The organism is Streptomyces sp. NPDC045899 (assembly GCF_056431485.1).
The window spans coordinates 223507-241114 of sequence record NZ_JBWKKP010000006.1 but is presented as its reverse complement, the minus strand read 5'-3'; the positions used below and the strand labels follow the sequence as shown (position 1 = coordinate 241114).

The 17608-nt window shown below is 70.2% G+C and carries 15 protein-coding genes and 1 pseudogene; 12 read left to right on the top strand and 4 right to left on the bottom strand.

Translation table 11 applies throughout. The features are described 5' to 3' along the window. Window positions 1–68: 68 nt before the first annotated feature. Window positions 69–560: a MarR family winged helix-turn-helix transcriptional regulator gene (locus AC07FT_RS11800; protein WP_479176005.1), complete on the top strand. Its 492-nt coding sequence runs from the start codon at window positions 69–71 to the stop codon at window positions 558–560. A gap of 36 nt (window positions 561–596) precedes the next feature. On the opposite strand, the gene AC07FT_RS11795 is transcribed toward AC07FT_RS11800, so the two are convergent. Then, window positions 597–2132: an FAD-binding oxidoreductase gene (locus tag AC07FT_RS11795; protein ID WP_479176003.1), complete on the bottom strand. Its 1536-nt coding sequence runs from the start codon at window positions 2130–2132 to the stop codon at window positions 597–599. Between the two features lie 887 nt (window positions 2133–3019). On the opposite strand from AC07FT_RS11795, the gene AC07FT_RS11790 reads away from it, so the two are divergent. Further along, the gene (locus tag AC07FT_RS11790; protein ID WP_479176001.1) at window positions 3020–3760 is read left to right on the top strand and encodes a methyltransferase domain-containing protein; all 741 of its coding nucleotides are present in this window, start codon (window positions 3020–3022) and stop codon (window positions 3758–3760) included. A gap of 63 nt (window positions 3761–3823) precedes the next feature. Here the strand turns inward: AC07FT_RS11790 and AC07FT_RS11785 are convergent, their stop codons facing one another. Continuing rightward, complete coding sequence (locus AC07FT_RS11785; protein ID WP_479175999.1) at window positions 3824–4564, bottom strand: class I SAM-dependent methyltransferase; 741 nt, start codon at window positions 4562–4564, stop codon at window positions 3824–3826. A gap of 143 nt (window positions 4565–4707) precedes the next feature. Continuing rightward, window positions 4708–5055: pseudogene (locus AC07FT_RS11780) on the bottom strand (molybdopterin-dependent oxidoreductase); the annotation flags it as partial. Between the two features lie 139 nt (window positions 5056–5194). Here AC07FT_RS11780 and AC07FT_RS11775 point away from each other — a divergent pair. Genes AC07FT_RS11775 through AC07FT_RS11760 form a run of 4 tightly spaced genes read left to right on the top strand, consistent with a single transcriptional unit; the run spans window position 5195 to window position 8374 of the window. Further along, window positions 5195–5581 carry a TOBE domain-containing protein gene (locus AC07FT_RS11775; protein WP_471201792.1) on the top strand — a complete coding sequence of 129 codons (387 nt, stop codon included), beginning with the start codon at window positions 5195–5197 and terminating at the stop codon, window positions 5579–5581. Window positions 5582–5616: 35 nt separating this feature from the next. Next, a complete protein-coding gene (modA, locus tag AC07FT_RS11770) occupies window positions 5617–6447 on the top strand; it encodes a molybdate ABC transporter substrate-binding protein (protein ID WP_479175997.1) in 831 nt (276 codons plus the stop codon). After that, window positions 6444–7289, top strand: coding sequence for an ABC transporter permease (locus tag AC07FT_RS11765; protein WP_479175995.1), 846 nt, complete (start codon window positions 6444–6446; stop codon window positions 7287–7289). Before modA ends, AC07FT_RS11765 begins: the two co-directional genes overlap by 4 nt. Next, complete coding sequence (locus AC07FT_RS11760; RefSeq protein WP_479175993.1) at window positions 7286–8374, top strand: ABC transporter ATP-binding protein; 1089 nt, start codon at window positions 7286–7288, stop codon at window positions 8372–8374. The genes AC07FT_RS11765 and AC07FT_RS11760 overlap by 4 nt, the downstream gene beginning before the upstream one ends. Window positions 8375–8515: 141 nt before the next feature. Here AC07FT_RS11760 and AC07FT_RS11755 read toward each other — a convergent pair whose 3' ends face one another. Further along, window positions 8516–8674, bottom strand: coding sequence for a hypothetical protein (locus AC07FT_RS11755; protein WP_479175992.1), 159 nt, complete (start codon window positions 8672–8674; stop codon window positions 8516–8518). An 85-nt stretch (window positions 8675–8759) separates the two neighbouring features. On the opposite strand from AC07FT_RS11755, the gene AC07FT_RS11750 reads away from it, so the two are divergent. Genes AC07FT_RS11750 through AC07FT_RS11725 form a run of 6 tightly spaced genes read left to right on the top strand, consistent with a single transcriptional unit; the run spans window position 8760 to window position 17489 of the window. Continuing rightward, window positions 8760–11165, top strand: a complete 2406-nt coding sequence (locus AC07FT_RS11750) for an ATP-binding SpoIIE family protein phosphatase (protein ID WP_479175991.1) — start codon at window positions 8760–8762, stop codon at window positions 11163–11165. Between the two features lie 2 nt (window positions 11166–11167). Further along, window positions 11168–12100 carry a LacI family DNA-binding transcriptional regulator gene (locus AC07FT_RS11745; RefSeq protein ID WP_479175989.1) on the top strand — a complete coding sequence of 311 codons (933 nt, stop codon included), beginning with the start codon at window positions 11168–11170 and terminating at the stop codon, window positions 12098–12100. 41 nt (window positions 12101–12141) lie between these two features. Then, on the top strand, window positions 12142–13392 hold the full coding sequence (locus AC07FT_RS11740; protein WP_479175988.1) for a sugar ABC transporter substrate-binding protein: 1251 nt from the start codon (window positions 12142–12144) through the stop codon (window positions 13390–13392). After that, on the top strand, window positions 13389–14300 hold the full coding sequence (locus AC07FT_RS11735) for a carbohydrate ABC transporter permease (protein WP_479175986.1): 912 nt from the start codon (window positions 13389–13391) through the stop codon (window positions 14298–14300). Before AC07FT_RS11740 ends, AC07FT_RS11735 begins: the two co-directional genes overlap by 4 nt. Next, window positions 14297–15124: a carbohydrate ABC transporter permease gene (locus tag AC07FT_RS11730; protein WP_479175984.1), complete on the top strand. Its 828-nt coding sequence runs from the start codon at window positions 14297–14299 to the stop codon at window positions 15122–15124. Before AC07FT_RS11735 ends, AC07FT_RS11730 begins: the two co-directional genes overlap by 4 nt. Window position 15125: 1 nt before the next feature. Beyond that, window positions 15126–17489, top strand: a complete 2364-nt coding sequence (locus AC07FT_RS11725; RefSeq protein ID WP_479175982.1) for a glycoside hydrolase family 31 protein — start codon at window positions 15126–15128, stop codon at window positions 17487–17489. Window positions 17490–17608: the final 119 nt, after the last annotated feature.

Genomic DNA, 17608 nt, shown 5'->3' with positions numbered 1-17608 from the left:
GCCCCCTGGGTTGACTCAGTATCCTTACAGTCGAGGACAGTACGTATATAAGGTTCCTGAGTCAACCCATGAACCTGTTACTGGAGTGGGAGTACGCGATGGAAGCCCCGATCGAGAATGACCTCTGCACCCGGATCAGGCGGTCGGAACAGGCGTTGATGGCGCACCATGAGGCAGCGCTGCGCACCTACGGGCTGACCATGACGCAGTACACCGTGCTGGTGACCCTCTCGCGCGAAGGCGGCATGTCCGGCGCCCAGCTGGCCCGCTCCTGCGGGGTGACACAACAGAGCATGAGCAGCGTGCTCGCGAATATGGAGACCAAAGACCTCATCCGCCGCGAGACGTCCCCGGTGCACGCAAAGGTGCAGATCGCCACGCTCACCGATGCGGGCCAGACACTGCTGGACCGCGCCTACCAGGAGGTGGTCATCCTTGAGCGCGCGCTCACCGACGCGTTCACTCCCTCCGAACGTGCCTCACTCTGCGAACTCCTGGAACGCGCCACCACCGTCCTGATCCAGCAGACGCCCAACGCCACAGCCCGGCCCGGCACCTGAGTGCGCGGCCGCGGAAGCGGCCCAGGCGCGCTGGGGTCATTTCGGCGGACGGATGGCCAAAGTGTGCCGGAACTCGTCGCGTGGGTCCCAGCGGGCCTTGACCCGCTGCAGCCGGGGGTAGTTCCCCCCGTAGTAGAGGGTGTGCCACGCGGTGCCGGAGGTGTTCAGGTCGGCATCCGCGAGATCGGTGTCCGGGTAGTTGATGAATGCGCCGTCGTTCGCCCCGCCCGGTACGGGCACACCACCGCTTTCGGCGTACACGGACCGATAGAGGTCGCGAACCCACTGAAGCCCGGGGCCGGCGTCCTGTTGGGCTTGCCATTCGGCCAGATAGATCGCCTTGAGGATCGAGTCCCGCTGCGCGACGGCGGTCGCGTCCGCCGGGACGGTGTTGACCTTGCCGCCGTAGGAAACCAACCACACCGCCCCGTCGAGACCGGCCCCTTTCTCCCCTGACAACCGCTCGTGGATGACCTCGATCTGCCGGTCCGTGAAGCGACGGCGCAGATAGGCCGCCTTGGCCTTGAACGGCGCCGCGGCACTCTCCTGTACGGCTCCGGCGGCCTGCAGCCATGGTTGACTCTCATGGCCGCGCACCGGCTCCACCGTCACTCCACGGCCCACCGCGGCCACGTAGTCGTGCATCAGCCGCTCCGCGCCCCGGCCACTGGAGTCCAGCTGACCGGCCAGAGTGACACTGTCCCCCTTGCGCGATCTGAGCATCAGAATGCTGAAGAGACCGGCGTAGGGCGAGTCGGGGCCGCTGTTGCGCTCGTGCCAGCTTCCGTGGTTGCGCACCAGCCGGGCGAACGAACGCTGGTCCAGGTCCTTCCAGGGCCACGAGGCGTAGAAAGAGATCACGGACTCCGGCGGCCGGGGCAGCAACCGCGCGGGGTCCTCGCCCTTCGCCGCCGGGTCGCGGAACCAATAACACGTGACGATGCCGAAGTTCCCACCGCCACCACCGGTGTGCGCCCACCACAGATCGTGGTGAGGGTCGGAAGGCTCGCATGTGGCCACCACACTGCGCACCTCGCCGGACGCCTCCACCACGACGACCTCCACAGCGTAGAGGTGGTCGACGGACAAGCCGTGCCGACGCGACAGTGTCCCGTATCCGCCACCCAGGACGTGTCCTCCCACTCCGACCTCGGCTGTCGCGCCCGCCGGGATGGTCACGCCCCAGCCGAGGAACAGCTTGCGGTACACCTCCCCCAGCAGAGCTCCCGGCTCGACCGCGAACGCCCTGCGGCGGGCGTCGTAGGAGACGGATGCCATGGGAGACAAGTCGATGAGGACCTTCACCGCCGGGTCGTCGACGAAGTTCTCGAAGCAGTGCCCGCCGCTGCGCACGGCTATCCGCTTGCCTTCCCGCACCGCCTGCCGCACCGCGCTCACGACCTCTTCGGTGGAGCCGGCCACGTGTACGCAGTCCGGCCTGCCGACGAAACGCGCGTTCCAGCCACGGTGCGTCAGGGACCGGTAACGCGGATCGCCGGGCGCGACCGTGATCGGGCCCACCGGGGCCTCCTCGCCACCCACGGGCGACGCCATGGCCTGATGTGCCGTCATGCCATGTACCGCCACCCCGGCGGCCGCAGCTCCCCCGAGTGCTGCAGCGCCGGTCAGGACACCTCGCCGCGTCACTTCTGCCATGGTCCACTCCCATCTAGCCGGACGCCGGGACACTCCCGCCGCCTCCTCAGCAATCCTCGGGGGACCTGGGCGACCCGACATCGTCCCTGAAGACCAACAGGCCCCTGCATCCAAAGGATGAGCAGTGCCGTCCCAAAGGAGGTTTCGCCGGACGTCACTCCAGGGCTCCGGCCGCTCCGCATGAACAAAAAGTTCTACGGGAACCGAGGGGATCATGGTCGTCGGCGGTGACTTGGGCAGTGTCTGCGAGCGAGTGACGGCTGCTGAGCTGGCTCGGCCGGCGTCGCCGGGGCCGACGAGCGGCGCGCAGCGCCGAGCCACGCGACCGGGGTCGGCGTTGCCGCCCCGTCGATCGGGCCGCAACCCTGGGCGTATCGAGGCATTGCGCAGCAAACGTCGTACGGCACGCTCCCGGCCCGCTCTCTGTGCGCACAACGTTGGCGTGAGCCAACTCGCCGACCGGCACCCACTTCCGGACTCCGGGCCGGCACCACGTCCAGCCCCATCTCGGGGAGAGCGACGCCGCGGTTCTCGCCGCCTCGCCGGGACGGCGGTCATCAAGGCCGGGCCGACGATCTCCTTACTGTCGGCCACTCCTCATCCGGGGGCGCTCATGACCGGAGAGACCTCCTCGTTCCTCGGCGTGGGCCGATACCGCTCCGGGCGAGCGATGGTGTCGCCGGCAGGCTGGCGTCAGGGGGCAGCACCACCATCAGCAGCATGCTGATCTCGACGGGCGTCGGCCGAGTCATGCTGACCTGACGCAGCGATGGGAGCCCTCGTGACCCGCCATACTGGCCGTCGTGACGACCTACGACACCATCGGCAGGACCTATCGCAGCACGCGTCGACCGGACCCTCGGATTGCCGTGCAGATCCACGCGGCCCTCGGCGACGCCGAGACAGTGATCAACGTGGGGGCGGGGGCCGGCTCCTACGAGCCGCCGCAGACAGTGCTCGCGGTCGAACCCAGTTCGGCGATGATCGCCCAGCGCCCCGCGGGCTCCGCGCCGGCCCTGCAGGCGACTGCTGAGTCCATCCCCGTGGCAGACGGAGCGGCTGACGCGGTCATGGCCCTGCTGACCGTGCACCACTGGACGGATCTGGCGGCCGGCATCAGGGAACTGCGTCGGATCGCCCGCCGACGCATCGTCATCTTCACCTGGGACCAGAACATCAGCCGCAAATACTGGCTGCTGGATGAGTACTTGCCCGAAGCGGCAGCGCTCGATGAAGCGCGTGCCGTCCCTATCGACCGTCTCATAGAACTGCTGGGAGGCGCCCGCATCGAAACAGTCCGGATCCCGCATGACTGCACCGACGGATTCGGCGCCGCATACTGGCGTCGGCCCGAGGCATACCTCGATCCAGCAGTCCGGGCCGGGATGTCACACCTTGCTCTGTCCGGCGAGAGCGTCCTCCGCGCGGGGCTTGCCAGGCTCGCAGACGACCTGTCCTCCCGCCACTGGCACAAACGCCACGCCGAGTTGCTCGACCGCGAAACACTCGACGTCGGTTACCGGCTCGTCGTCGCTGAACTGTAGGTAGGTCCCCCCAGGAGGGCCTGTCCGGCGGGGGGATGCCTTCACGTCTCGGCGCGGCGGCACTTACGGTTTGTGGGTTACCCAGAGCAGTTCGGCCGGCCAGCGGTGTGCCCAGTCGGGTGGGTCGGTCTTGTTGTAGCCGTTGGGTGTTCCGGGTTCGGGCCGCGGCTCGATGAGGTCGTCGATGATGAGACCGGCGCCGCGCAGGACCTTGACCCAGTCGCCGTAGGTGAGCTGATAGCTGGTCGCGCCGTCGTCTTCGGCGATGGTGTCCAGCCCGAAGTAGTCCTGCTGCAGTGTCGTGGTCACGCGGCTGGCGGCTTCGTCGTAGCAAGCTTCGAACCATGGGCTGGCGACGTTGAACACCAGGCGCCCGCCTCGGCGCAAGACGCGTGCGGCCTGCGGGACGGCCAGGTGCGGGGGCGCCCAGCTGAGTCCACCGAAGTCGCAGAACACCAGGTCGAAGCTGTCGGTGGCGAAGGGGAGTTGTTCGGCGGCGCCTTGCACCAGCGGGTAGCGGGCCGCTCCCATCGCGCTCGCGGCCGCGGTGAGTTGGGCTTCGGACAGGTCGAGTCCGACCACGGTGGCGCCCTCGGCGGCGAGCGCTCTGGACCACTGGCCGGCGCCGCAGCCGAGTTCGAGGACGCGCTTGCCGGTGACGTCGCCCAGGGCTTGCAGGTGCGCGTCGGGGATGGAGTACATGCCCCACAGCCGGGGTGTGGCGCCGATTTGCGGGTCGTGCCTGTGTTGGTAGGCGCTGCTGATCTGGTTCCAGAACCGCCGGTTGGCGGGGATGCTGTCCACGTGCCGACTCCAGCACTGCCTGCCGGGAGCGGTCAACAGGATAAGGGCACCAAAGCCGCAGCGCCACGCCTTGCCAAACCCATTGTCGGCACCGGCGGGCCGGGCGGTGGCGCCGTCCCAGACGACGGGGATCAGACGAATCAGAGCAGAACAGGAGCGCGCCCGAAGTCGGGGGCGATCTCGGCCCTTGACAACATCGCTCGGTGGCCGTCCGCACCGTGTACGGCGACCAGGAAGCACAGGCGATCCTTGCGCTTGGTGGGGTCGAAGCCCGGGCCGGCGTCCACAAGGACGTCGTGCAGGAGCGGTCCGGTGAATCGGTGGCGCTGGACGCCGCTGGTGGCGCACTCGAAACTGACCTGTGCCCGGTGCTGAGGCCAGACCAGCAGATCGGACACCGTCAGCCGGGCCGGACGGGTCAGATCGCCGGTGAGAACGAGCTCAGCCACCGGGCCGGTGGTCGTACGGGCAGTGGCGAGGGACTCACTCACAGGCTGCCACCTCCTGGCTGACCCGTACCCGAACACCTATCCCGCACAAACGCACATGCCATGCCATCGGACCGAAGGTCCGGCTCATGCGAAGGGACGGCTGTTCATCCCCTGGCATCTGCGGCAGTATGATCCAGGCATGCACACCTACCGGATCGGGGACGCGGCTGCCTTGCTCGGTGTCAGTGCCGACACCGTGAGGCGTTTGATCGATGGCGGGAAACTGACCGCCGAACGGGACGAACTGGGCCACCGGATCATCCCCGGGCCGGCTCTCGCGGCCTACGCCCGCCAGGTGCACCGTATGGAGCGGGAGTCCGCGGGCTCCTCGGCCCGTAACCGCTTCTCCGGAATCGTCACCGACGTGATTCTCGGTGATGTGTCGGCGCAGGTGGAGATCCAGGCCGGACCGTTCCGGGTAGTGGCGATGGTCAGCCGCGAGTCGGCTGAGGAGTTGAAGCTGGAGCCGGGCGTTCCGGCGGAAGCCGTGATCAAGTCGACCAACGTGGTTGTCGAGAGACCGTGAATGTGTCCGTCAGGACCAAAGGGAGTGACCCCGTGATGACCCGTTCCGCGCGTCGGAACCGCCGGACCCTGCAGGTGGCTGCTGCAGGTGCCGCCGCCCTGCTGGCCCTGAGCGCCTGTTCTCCGTCCGGTGATTCCTCCTCGAAGGAGAAGTCGGACTCCTCCGACGCCGCTTCCGGCTCGGACAAGGTATCGGGCTCGGTGACCGTCTTCGCGGCCGCCTCGCTGAAGGAGAGCTTCACGAAGCTGGGCCACGCATTCGAGAAGGAGCACCCCGGCACGAAGGTGACCTTCAGCTTCGGTGGCAGCGACGCCCTCGCCGCGAGCATCACCGGTGGCGCCCCGGCTGATGTGTTCGCCGCCGCCAGCCCCAAGACGATGAAGATCGTCACGGATGAGGGAGACGCGTCCGGCAAGCCCGCCACGTTCGTGCGCAACCAGTTGGAGATCGCCACCCTGCCGGGTAACCCCGACAGGATCTCCTCCTTGAAGAGCCTCACCAAGTCCGGGCTGAAGGTCGTCCTGTGCGACAAGACGGTCCCGTGCGGCGCCGCCGCTCAAAAGGCCCTCCACGCCAGTGAGCTCGAGCTCACCCCGGTCTCCTACGAGCAGGACGTCAAGAGCGCCTTGAACAAGGTGCAGTTGAAGGAGGCCGATGCGGCCGTCGTCTACAAGACCGACGTGAAGGCGGCGGGCGACAAGGTGCAGGGCGTGGAGTTCCCCGAGTCGACGAAGGCCATCAACGACTACCCGATCGTCGCGCTGAAGGACGCGCCCAACGCCGCCGCGGCCAAGGCGTTCATCCAGCTGGTGCGGTCCACCGAGGGCCAGAAGGTCCTCGGCGACGCCGGGTTCCTCAAGCCGTGACCTCGGTGGACAAGGCAGGCGCCGCGGAGACCCTGGAGGGCGCTCCGCGGCGCGGCCGTGTCCGCAAGGGCGCCCCGCTGCCGCTGCTCCTGCCCGCGCTGATCGGCCTGGCGTTCCTGCTCGTCCCGCTTGTGGCCCTGCTGGTACGGGCTCCCTGGCGCAGCCTCCCCGACCTGCTGACCAGCCCCGAGGTCTGGCAGGCGCTCCAGCTCTCCCTGGTCTGCGCGACGGCCGCCACCGCGGTGAGCCTGGTCGTCGGAGTCCCGCTTGCCTGGCTGTTGGCCCGGGTCGAGTTCCCCGGGCGCGGCCTCGTACGGGCTCTGGTGACCCTGCCGCTCGTCCTGCCACCGGTGGTGGGTGGTGTCGCCCTGCTGATGGCGCTCGGCCGCAACGGGGTCGTCGGGCAGTGGCTCGACTCCTGGTTCGGAATCACGCTGCCGTTCACCACGACGGGCGTCATCGTGGCCGAGGCGTTCGTGGCGATGCCGTTCCTCGTCATCAGCGTCGAGGGCACACTGCGCGCCGCCGACCCCCGCTACGAGGAGGCCGCCACCACCCTGGGCGCCTCCCGCTTCACCGCCTTCCGCCGGGTCACACTCCCTCTCATCGCCCCCGGCATCGCGGCGGGTGCCGTGCTCGCGTGGGCCCGCGCGCTGGGCGAGTTCGGCGCGACGATCACCTTCGCGGGCAACTTCCCCGGCCGCACTCAGACCATGCCGCTCGCTGTCTATCTCGCCCTCCAGAGCGACCCGGACGCGGCCATCGCCCTCAGCCTGGCCCTGCTGGCCGTGTCCATCGCGGTACTGGCCGGGCTGCGCGACCGCTGGATGACCACCTCATGACCCACACCGAGAAGATGACACACGGCGCCACAGGCACCCCGGGCAGTGAGGGGCTGGACGCCCGGCTCGTGGTCCAGCGCGGGTCCTTCCGGCTCGACGTGGCGCTGACCGCGGCGCCCGGTGACGTCGTCGCGCTCCTCGGCCCCAATGGTGCGGGCAAGACCACCGCCCTGCGGGCGCTTGCCGGGCTCACCCCGCTCACCGGCGGCCATCTCCGGCTCGACGGAACCGAGTTGGACCGGATGCCCCCGGAGTCCCGCCCAGTCGGCGTGGTCTTCCAGGACTACCTGCTCTTCCCTCATCTCTCCGCGCTCGACAACGTGGCCTTCGGCCTCCGCTGCCACGGCGCTCCCAAGGCGGAGGCCCGCGCCCAGGCCGCGGAGTGGCTGGACCATATGGGCCTCGCCGACCACGCCGGAGCCAAACCCCGCCGCCTCTCCGGCGGCCAGGCCCAGCGCGTCGCCCTCGCCCGCGCCCTGGCCACCCAACCCCGGCTGCTGCTGCTCGACGAACCCCTCGCCGCCCTCGACGCCCGTACCCGCCTCGACGTCCGCGCCCGGCTCCGCCGCCACCTGGCGGAGTTCGAGGCGGTCGCGGTGCTGGTCACCCACGACCCGCTCGACGCCATGGTCCTGGCCGACCACCTCGTCGTCATCGAGGACGGCCGCGTCGTCCAGGAAGGCGCCCCACCCGATATCGCCCGCCACCCGCGCACGGACTACATCGCTCACCTGGTCGGCCTCAACCTCTACCGGGGCGAGGCCGAGGGCCACACGGTGCGCGTCGATCGCGGACCCGAGGTCACGACCATGGAGGAACTGACCGGTCCGGTTTTCGTCGCGTTTCCGCCGAGCGCGGTGACGCTGTACCGCGACCGCCCCACCGGCTCCAGCGCCCGCAACCTCTGGCACTGCGAGGTCACCGGCCTGGAGACCAACGGCGACCAGGTACGCGCCGACCTCACGGGCCCGCTCCGCCTCGCCGCGGACCTCACCACGGTCGCCGCGACCGAACTCGAACTCCACCCGGGCGCCACGGTGTGGGCCGCGGTCAAGGCGGCCCAGACGCACGCCTACCCCGCCTGATTCCCCCTCCTCGACAGCGCGTGATCCCTGCTCCCGGTCTTCCGCACCATCTACCTCGCTGCGACCGGTCAGCCACACGAGGCTGATCCTGATCACCTGCCCCGAGACGCGCGCAGACGGTTACCGATCAGGTGCCGAGTGTTACCCATTGGCGGCGATGCACGCCCTTACGGCACCGGAATGCCGTCGGAGGCGGAAGCCCTCGACCGCGTCCGGTACCGCCTTGGCGCCGATGCGCAGCACGCCCTGGACGCCGGGGCTCACCCGGACGGCCGCTGTTGAACCGCACACCGTCCGCATGCCCTGATCTCCTGCCGTGCGCTCGCTGATTTTGGAGGATATTTGACAAACTGGACAGAACAGGCATGAAGCAGACGGAATGGTGATGACGAGCGACGAGGTGGTCATGGAGCCGGCGCCGGGTGAGCTCGGGTACCCACACGGCGCTGCCACGGCCGTCGTCAGCCCCGAGGGCATCGTGACGGGCTGGAGCGAAGAGGCCGGACGGCTACTGGGCCACCAGGCGCGGGAGGTGGTGGGACGGGCAGCGGTCGAGCTGGTGGCCGCCACCGGAGCGTCCGACGCGGCCGGGTTCACCCCGGCCGGCTCGAGCGAATGGAGTGGCACCGCCACGCTACGGCACCGCGACGGCCACCGCGTCGACGTCATGTTGCGGGCCTATCCGTCGCTGGCGGGTGACGGCACGCTTCAGGCATACGTGCTGACCGCGGTGCCGTACGCCGCCGGGGCGCAGGATGAGCACCCGATGATGGACCGGGCGTTCACCCAGGCGTCCATCGCCATGTCCGTGTTCGACACCGCCTCGGGCAGGTGGCGGCTGAACACCGCCGCCGCGGAGGCCGCCCCCGCCGCGGGTGGCGAAGGCGCCGACGAGCCGTTCCTGCGCCATCTCCACCAGGTGGCCGAGCAGGGGAAACCGGCCCGGTTCGAGACCCGCACCCCGGCGCGGTCCTTCTCGCGCGAGCAGGCCAGGATCGTCGAGCTGTGGCCCGTCCGGGATCCCGCCTCCGGCCAGGTGTGCGGTGTCGGCACCGCAACGTTCGACAGCAGCCAATACCACCGGGCCAGGCAGCGGCTGGCCCTGCTGAACGAGGCGGGCACCCGCATCGGGACCGCCTTGAAGGTGGTCCGCACCGCCCAGGAACTGGCCGACGCGGCCGTGCCCCGGCTCGCCGACTTCGCCAGCGTGGACCTGCTGGACTCCGTGCTCCAGGGAGAGGAGCCGGTGCCCGGCCCGGTCGGCGCCGACGTGAAGCTGCGCCGGGTCGCACACCGGTCGTCCACCAGCGGCACACCCGAGGCGGCGGTGCCCCTCGGCGAGCTCGACACCTACCCGGCCTTCACGCCGCCCGCCCGCTGCCTGGCCACCGGGCGGCCGGTGCTCACCGGCAAGGACGACCCCGACTTCCTGCGCTGGATGGCCCTCCACGAGGCACGGAGCGCCAGAGTGCGGGAGTACGGATTCCACTCGATCATGGCGGCCCCGCTGCGAGCCCGCGGCATCACGCTCGGGGTGGCCATCTTCGCCAAGACCCAGGACTCCGAACCGTTCGAGCAGGACGACCTGATCCTTGCCGGGGAGTTCGCCGACCGGGCCGCCGTCGGTGTGGACAACGCGCGCCGTTACATCCGGGAGCGCTCCGCCACACTGACCATGCAGCGCAGCCTGCTCCCCCGGCGGCTCCCGGCCCAGGCGGCCGTCCAGGCGGCCTTCCGCTACCTGCCGGCCGGGTCGCGGGCCGGCGCCGGCGGCGACTGGTTCGACGTGGTGCCACTGTCCGGCACCCGGGTCGCCCTGGTCGTCGGCGACGTGGTCGGCCACGGCATCCGCGCCTCGGCCACCATGGGTCGGCTGCGTACGGCGGTGCGCACCCTCGCCGATGTCGACCTGCCCCCGGACGAACTGCTCACCCACCTCGACGACCTGGTCCGCCACCTGGACTCGGACGACGGCACCGGCGACCGGGGCGCGGTCTCCGGCACGGACGCCGAAGAACTCGGCGCCACCTGTCTGTACGCCATCTACGACCCGGTCACGCGTATCTGCACCATCGCGAGCGCCGGCCACCCACCACCCGTCGCGCTGCTGCCCGACGGCACGGTCGACGTGGTCCAGCTGTCCCCCGGACCACTGCTGGGCATCGGGGGCCTGCCGTTCGAGGCCACCGAAGTGGAGCTGCCCGAAGGCAGCCTGCTGGCCTTCTACACCGACGGTCTGATCGAGGGCCGCGACCACGACGTCGGTGCCGGCCTGGACCGGCTGTGCCGAACGCTGGCCGACCAGTCCGCGCCTTCCCTGGAGGTCAGCTGCGACGCCATGCTCAGGACCCTGCTCCCGCCGACCCCCGCCGATGACGTGGCCCTGCTGCTGGCCCGCACCCGCGCCCTGCACGCCGACCAGGTGGCCACCTGGGCCGTGCCGGCCAATCCGTCGATGGTCGCCGATGCCCGCGCCCAGGTCAGCCGCCAGCTCGCCGCCTGGAAGCTGGAGGAAGCCACGCCCGTCACCGAGCTGGTGGTGAGCGAGCTGGTGACCAATGCCATCCGGTACGGAGCGGTACCCATCGGCCTCCGGCTGATCCGCGACCGCACCCTGATCTGCGAGGTCTCCGACACCAGCAGCACGGCCCCGCACCTGCGCCGCGCCCGTGTGTACGACGAGGGCGGACGCGGGCTGGACATGGTCGCCCAGCTCACCCAGAGCTGGGGCAGCCGGCAGACCCCGACCGGCAAGACGATCTGGGCCGAGCAGGCCCTCCCGGTCGGCTGACGATGCCAGGCACCGCGGGCGGCACACGGACCGGACCGGATCCGGCCCGGGCCCACACCGTGGGACTGGTCTACCCACCGGCGGAACCGGACGGCACCTACACCGAACAGCAGCACGACTTCATCGGCGGCGTCGCCGAGGCGGCAGCTCGCTACGACTACGACATGCTGCTGTCCCCCAGTGTCACCGCGGACGAGCCGTCGTTCCGGCGGATGGTCAGCCCCGGGCGGGTGGACGGCCTGATCGTCATGGAGATCCGGCTGCACGACGACCGCGTGGAACACCTCGCCAAGGCGGGTATCCCCTACGTCATCATCGGCCGCAACAGCACGGCGGACGCGACCGGCTGGGTCGATCTGGACTTCGTGGGCATGACCGCCAACTGTGTGCAGCACCTGGCCGACCTGGGCCACCGCAGGATCGCTTTCGTCAACCGCTCGGAGCGGCTCTTCGCCAGCGGATACGGCCCGGCGCGTCTGAGCCTTGAGGGCTACACCAAGGCGATGGCGGCACTCGGCCTGACCGAGCACGCGTACCTGTGCGGCGACGACGACGCCTCCGGAGAGGCGGTCCTGGAGAAGATCCTTCTGGACGACCCGGCGACCACCTCGCTGGTCACCATGAACGAAGCCGCGCTGCGCGGGGTGTACCTCGGACTCAAGCGGCACGGCCGGGTCGTGCCGCGCGACTTCTCGGTGGTCGCCGTGACGGCCGGCCGCTGGGTGGAGCAGATCAGCCTTCGGCTGTCCGCTATCGAGACACCCGTCGCGGAGATGAGCCGGGTCGCCGTGGACCTGCTGCGGGAACGGCTCATCTCGCCCGGCGCGCCGCCCCGGCACGTGCTGCTCAAACCCCTGGTCGCCCAGCGCGACAGCACCGGTCCGTGCCGTCAGCTGCCCGGCGAGGCACCCGACCTGGAGGAGCTGGAGTTCTGATCCCACGCCCCCGCCGCCCCCGCCGAACCCTGGAGCGAGGCATGACGCACACCACCGACCGCCGCAGCATGCTGCGCACCGCCGGCGCGGGCGCGGCGGCCCTGGGCCTGAGCGGGGTACTGGCCTCGTGCGACACGGGCGGCACGGGGAAGGCACGCAGGTCGCGCACCGTCACGCTGACCTTATGGGACTACTTCACCCCGGCGAACTTCCAGCCGGTACTGAACGACTTGATCGCCGGGATCGAGGCCCATGTCGCGGGGGTACGGATCCGGCGGCGCGCCATCCCCTTCGCCGATCTCGTCAACACCCTCAACCTGGCCGCGATCTCGGGCGATCTGCCCGACCTCGCGATCGTCGACAACGTCTCCATGAGCTCCCTGGGGGGAAACGGACTGCTGGCCGACCTCACCAGCCGGGTCAAGAGCTGGGGCCAGGCACACGCGTACTACCCCGGGCCCTGGGCGAGCTGCCAGATCGGCGGGAAGACCCTCGGCATCCCCAACAACAGCAACTGCCTCGCGCTCTACTACAACGTCTCGATGCTGCACGACGCCGGGGTGACCCCTCCGACCGACTGGGACCAACTGGCCGACAGCGCCCACCGGCTGACGACCCGTAACCGGTTCGGCCTGGCGATGAGCGCGATCCGGACCGAGGAGGGCGTCTTCCAGTTCCTGCCGTTCCTGTGGCAGAGCGGCGGCGACCTGGACACCTTCGCCACCTCCGGCCGCACTCCGCTGGCCTTCCTGAAGAAGCTCATCGACCGGGGCTCGCTGTCGCGCGCATGCGTGGGCTGGACCCAGGAGGACGTCAACGCCCGCTTCCTGAGCAGGAGGGCGGCCATGCAGATCAACGGGCCGTGGCAGATCCCCGTCCTGCGCAAGGCCCCCTTCGACTGGAGCGTCGTCGCCCTTCCCTCCGACAAGACCTCCGCCACATGCCTGGGCGGCGAGAACTGGGTGGTGATGAAGACCAGCGAACACCTGGACAAGGCGTGGCAGGTGCTGGAATACACCCAACGACCCTCGGTCCTGGTGCCGTACCTGGAGTCCCTCGGCGAACTGCCCGCCCGAAGAGACCTGGCCCACGCCGGCACCTGGACATCCGATCCCGTCCGCAACCTGTTCCTCAAGCAGCTCGCCCTCGCCCGCCCGCGCCGGTACGGGCCGCACTACGCCGATATCTCCCAGGCCGTCGCCGAGGCCGAACAGGCAGTTCTCACCGGAACGGTCTCCCCGTCCACCGCCGCGTCGACCGCCGCAGTGAAGATCGACAAGGCGCTGGGATGAGCCGTCGGCGTACCACCCCGCTCGCCGTCCGCCGCCACCGGACCGGCTACCTGTTCTCCCTGCCCGGACTCGCCTTCCTCGTACTCCTGCTGGCCTACCCCCTGCTGTACAACGTGTGGACGTCCGTCCACGACGTCAGCCTCAGCAGCCGCCTCGGCGGCCCCGAGCCGTTCAACGGGCTCGCGAACTACCGGTCCGTACTCACCGACCCCGCCTTCTGGCGCGCGGTCCGGCTGTCGGCGCTCTTCACCGTTGGCTCGCTGGTCTTCCAGTTCACCATCGGCTTCGCCCTGGCGCTGCTGTTCGTCCGGCCGTTCCCGCTCAACGGCCCGCTCCGGTCACTGCTGCTGATGGCCTGGCTGCTGCCCCCGATCGTCAGCGGCTCCCTCTTCCGCTGGATGCTCGACGGCGACTCCGGCGCGTACAACGCCCTGCTCCGCTCCACCGGCCTCGATGTGCTGGCCCATGACTGGCTCACCGACCCGTCCACCGCACTGGCTTGCGTCATCACCGCCAACATCTGGATCGGCGTCCCCTTCAACATGCTCCTGCTCCTGGTCGGGCTGCACGGCATCGACCCGGAGCTGTACGAGGCCGCCGCCATCGACGGCGCGGGCGCCTGGCAGCAGTTCCGCCGCATCACGCTGCCGCTGATGCGGCCGGTGTCGGCGGTGGTGCTGCTGCTCGGCCTGATCTTCACTTTCAAGGTCTTCGACCTCATCTTCGTGATGACCGGCGGGGGTCCCGTGGACGCCACGACCGTCCTCTCCCTCTACGTCTACGAGGTCTTCTTCAGGTTCTTCCGGTTCGGCCAGGGGGCCGCCGCGGCTCTGCTGCTCCTCCTCGTGCCGCTGCTCGCCGCCGCGCTGTACGTACGCAGACTGCGGCACGAGAGGGCGACGGCATGACCACCGTCCGGCGCCCCTGGCTGCGTACCGTGACCGCCACGGTGGTCACCGCCGCGTTCCTGATGCCTGTGCTGTTGATGGTGTCCACCAGCTTCAAGAAGCCGGACCGGATCCTGGCCGCGTCCCCGCAGTGGATCCCCTCACCGTTCACCACCGAGAACTACTCGGCGGCCCTGGCCAACCCGGCGCTCCCCCGGGCCCTGCTCAACAGCCTGGTGATCTCCGGTGGGGTCGTCGCCCTCACCCTGCTGCTGGCCGTCCCGCTCAGCTACGCCCTGGCGCGCATCCCGATGCGTGGCTCCGGCGTCATGCTGCTGGCCCTGCTCGTCACCCAGCTGCTGCCCGCCATCGTGCTGGCCGCACCACTGTTCATCCTGGAACGCAAGACCGGACTGCAGAACACGTACACCGGGCTCATCGCCGCGGACACCACCCTCACCCTGCCACTCGCGGTGGTCATCCTGCGCCCGCTGGTGCAGCGCATCCCCGTCGAGCTGGAGGAGGCCGCTCTGGTCGACGGCTGCGGCCTGCCCGGCGTGCTGGGGTACGTGGTGCTGCCGCTGATGGCGCCCGGTCTGATCGCGGTCGCCGGGATGTCCTTCCTGCTCGCCTGGGGCGAGTTCATCTTCGGCCTGACGCTCGGCCAGACGCCCGAGGTACAGCCGGTCACCGTGGTCCTCAACAGCTTCGCGGGCCCGGTCCGCACCGCATGGGGGCCGCTCATGGCCACCGCCACCCTCGTCAGTGTGCCCGTGGTCTGCGTCTTCGCGATCCTCCACCGCTACATCGTCGGCGGGCTCACCGCGGGAAGCGTCAAGGGGTGACATGACTTCCTCCCTCCATCCTCGCGACCATTTCCCCTTCATCGCCCCGCCACCGCCGCTGACCCCGGCGTACCCGGACGCGACCGACCCGCTCGTGACCGGCTCCGTCACACGGATCCACGAGAACGGGGCGGCACTGGCCGTACGGACCGCCACCGGCCGCGCCGGTGAGCTGCGGATGCGGATCGGGGGCCACAACCGGATGCGGGTCACCCTGCGGATGGCGGACACACCGGCCGCTCCGCGGACGGCCCTCGTACACGAGCCGGACCGGACCGGCGTGCGATGCGATGTGACACGGTCGGAGCACGGGCTGCTGCTGCGCGCCGCCGCCCTCGGAGTGCGCATCCGGTACGCGCCCTTCGCCCTCGACCTGCTCGACGACCAGGGCGAAGTACTGCTGCGTCAGGCGCCGTACGCCACCGGGTCCAGCAGCGCCCCGGCAGCACTGCCCCTGGGCGTCACCCCGCTGGCCGACGGACGCCTCGCCCATCACGCGAGCTGGTCCGCCGACCCCGACGAGCACTTCTACGGCCTCGGCGAACGCTTCACCGGCCTGGACCTGCGCGGGCAGCGGACCGACTGCTGGATCCAGGACGCCATGGGCTGCACCGGTACCCGCTCCTACGTGGCAATCCCGTACCTGCTGTCCAGCCGGGGCTACGCCCTGCTCCTCGACACCACCACGGCCGCCGCCTTCGACCTCGCGCACTCCAGCACCGCCACCTGGTCGGTGACCGTCCCCGACGAGGTGCTCGACTTCTACCTGATCACCGGCGATCCCGGCCGCTGTCTGGCCGCCTACCGCGACCTGACCGGTCCTGCCCTGTTCCCACCCAAGTGGGCCTTCGGGCCATGGATCTCGGGCGGATTCCAGCCGGACAGCGCCGACGCGGTACGCGAACGGGCCCGGCACATCCGCGACCGCGGCTTCCCCTGCGACGTCCTGCACATCGACACCTACTGGCAGCCGCACGGCTCCTGGTCCGATATGCGGTGGGACACCGGATCCTTCCCCGACCCGGGACGGCTCCACCAGGATCTGGCCCGGCAGGGTTTCAGGGTCTCGCTGTGGATGAACCCCTACATCGGTACCGCCAGCCCGTACTACGCCGAGGTCGAGCGAGCCGGGTGGTTCCTGCGCACCGCCGCGGGCGACACCGTGGTGTCCGAGGTGTGGGGTGGCGAGTACCACCCCCCATGCGCTCTGCTGGACCTCACCCATCCCGGGGCCGCCGCCTGGCTCACCGGCCGGGTGCGCGAGACGCTGGCGAGCGGCGCCGCCGTCCCCAAGACCGACTTCGGCGAAGCGATTCCCGCCGACGCGATCGCCCACAACGGCATGACGGGGGACCGTCTGCACAACCTCTACCCGCTGCTCTACAACGACCTCGTCGCGGACGCCACCCGCGACGTCACCGGCGGCTCCGGCCTGACCTGGGGCCGCTCATCGTGGACCGGTGGCCAACGGCACGGCGTCAAATGGACCGGCGACCCCGACGCCGACTGGCCGGACCTCGCCGCCACCCTGCGCGCCGGGCTGTCCCTGTCGCTCTCCGGCCACCCGTTCTGGAGCCACGACATCGGGGGCTTCCACGGCACGCCGACCCCCGAACTCTTCGTCCGCTGGGCGCAGTTCGGACTGCTGTCACCGCTGAGCCGGTTCCACGGGACCACCTCCCGGCTGCCCTGGGCGTTCGGCGAGAGCGCGTACTCGGCCGTCCTGCACGCGGCCCGACTGCGTATGAGCCTGCTGCCTTACGTGTACGCCGCCGCCGCGGACGCCGTCCGCACCGGAGCACCGCTCGCCCGCCCGATGCCCTTCGACCACCCGGACCACCCCGACGCCCACACCGCCGACCTGCAATACCTGTTCGGCCCCGACCTGCTGGTCGCCCCGCTGTACGCACCGGGCGGGCAGCGCCAGGTCTGGTTCCCGCCCGGCGAGTGGCTGCCGTACGACGGCGGCACACCCCGCACCGGGCCCGCCTGGCACCGTGTCGAACTGCCCCTGTCCACCTGCCCGCTGTGGCTGCGGGCCGGAAGCCTGTTGCTCACCACCACCCCAGCCGACCGGGCCGACTCCGCCTCCTTCGAGGACATCACCGCCACCTGGGTACGCCCCCTGGACACCGCACACGCCACCCTCCACGACACCGACACCGACACCGACACCGACACCGACACCGACACCGACACAGCCCACGCCTCCGTCACCGCCCGCCTCGCCGATGACCACCTCACCCTCACCACCGCCGTCCCCCGCCTCCGCATCGCCGTTCTGGGCCACCCCGGACCCACTCCGACCGCCGACCTGAACGGCGTCCCCACAGCCGTGACATCCACCGACCGTCTCGATGTGTGAGGTCCCTCCGCACGCTCCAGGCGGCCGGGCCGGCAGCCCGGCCCGGCTCTCCGGATGCCGACGCCTGCACCGGCGCCACAAACGCAAGGCGCCCCCAAACTCCTGGCATTCGCGCGGGT

Bases quoted from the DNA above. Each gene is read 5' to 3' on its own strand.
- AC07FT_RS11745 (WP_479175989.1), top strand. From the start codon at position 11,168: ATGCCAGGCACCGCGGGCGGCACACGGACCGGACCGGATCCGGCCCGG.
- AC07FT_RS11760 (WP_479175993.1), top strand. From the start codon at position 7,286: ATGACCCACACCGAGAAGATGACACACGGCGCCACAGGCACCCCGGGC.
- AC07FT_RS11735 (WP_479175986.1), top strand. From the start codon at position 13,389: ATGAGCCGTCGGCGTACCACCCCGCTCGCCGTCCGCCGCCACCGGACC.
- AC07FT_RS11740 (WP_479175988.1), top strand. From the start codon at position 12,142: ATGACGCACACCACCGACCGCCGCAGCATGCTGCGCACCGCCGGCGCG.
- modA (WP_479175997.1), top strand. From the start codon at position 5,617: ATGACCCGTTCCGCGCGTCGGAACCGCCGGACCCTGCAGGTGGCTGCT.
- AC07FT_RS11725 (WP_479175982.1), top strand. From the start codon at position 15,126: ATGACTTCCTCCCTCCATCCTCGCGACCATTTCCCCTTCATCGCCCCG.
- AC07FT_RS11775 (WP_471201792.1), top strand. From the start codon at position 5,195: ATGCACACCTACCGGATCGGGGACGCGGCTGCCTTGCTCGGTGTCAGT.
- AC07FT_RS11755 (WP_479175992.1), bottom strand. From the start codon at position 8,674: ATGCGGACGGTGTGCGGTTCAACAGCGGCCGTCCGGGTGAGCCCCGGC.
- AC07FT_RS11730 (WP_479175984.1), top strand. From the start codon at position 14,297: ATGACCACCGTCCGGCGCCCCTGGCTGCGTACCGTGACCGCCACGGTG.
- AC07FT_RS11795 (WP_479176003.1), bottom strand. From the start codon at position 2,132: ATGACGGCACATCAGGCCATGGCGTCGCCCGTGGGTGGCGAGGAGGCC.
- AC07FT_RS11750 (WP_479175991.1), top strand. From the start codon at position 8,760: ATGACGAGCGACGAGGTGGTCATGGAGCCGGCGCCGGGTGAGCTCGGG.
- AC07FT_RS11800 (WP_479176005.1), top strand. From the start codon at position 69: ATGAACCTGTTACTGGAGTGGGAGTACGCGATGGAAGCCCCGATCGAG.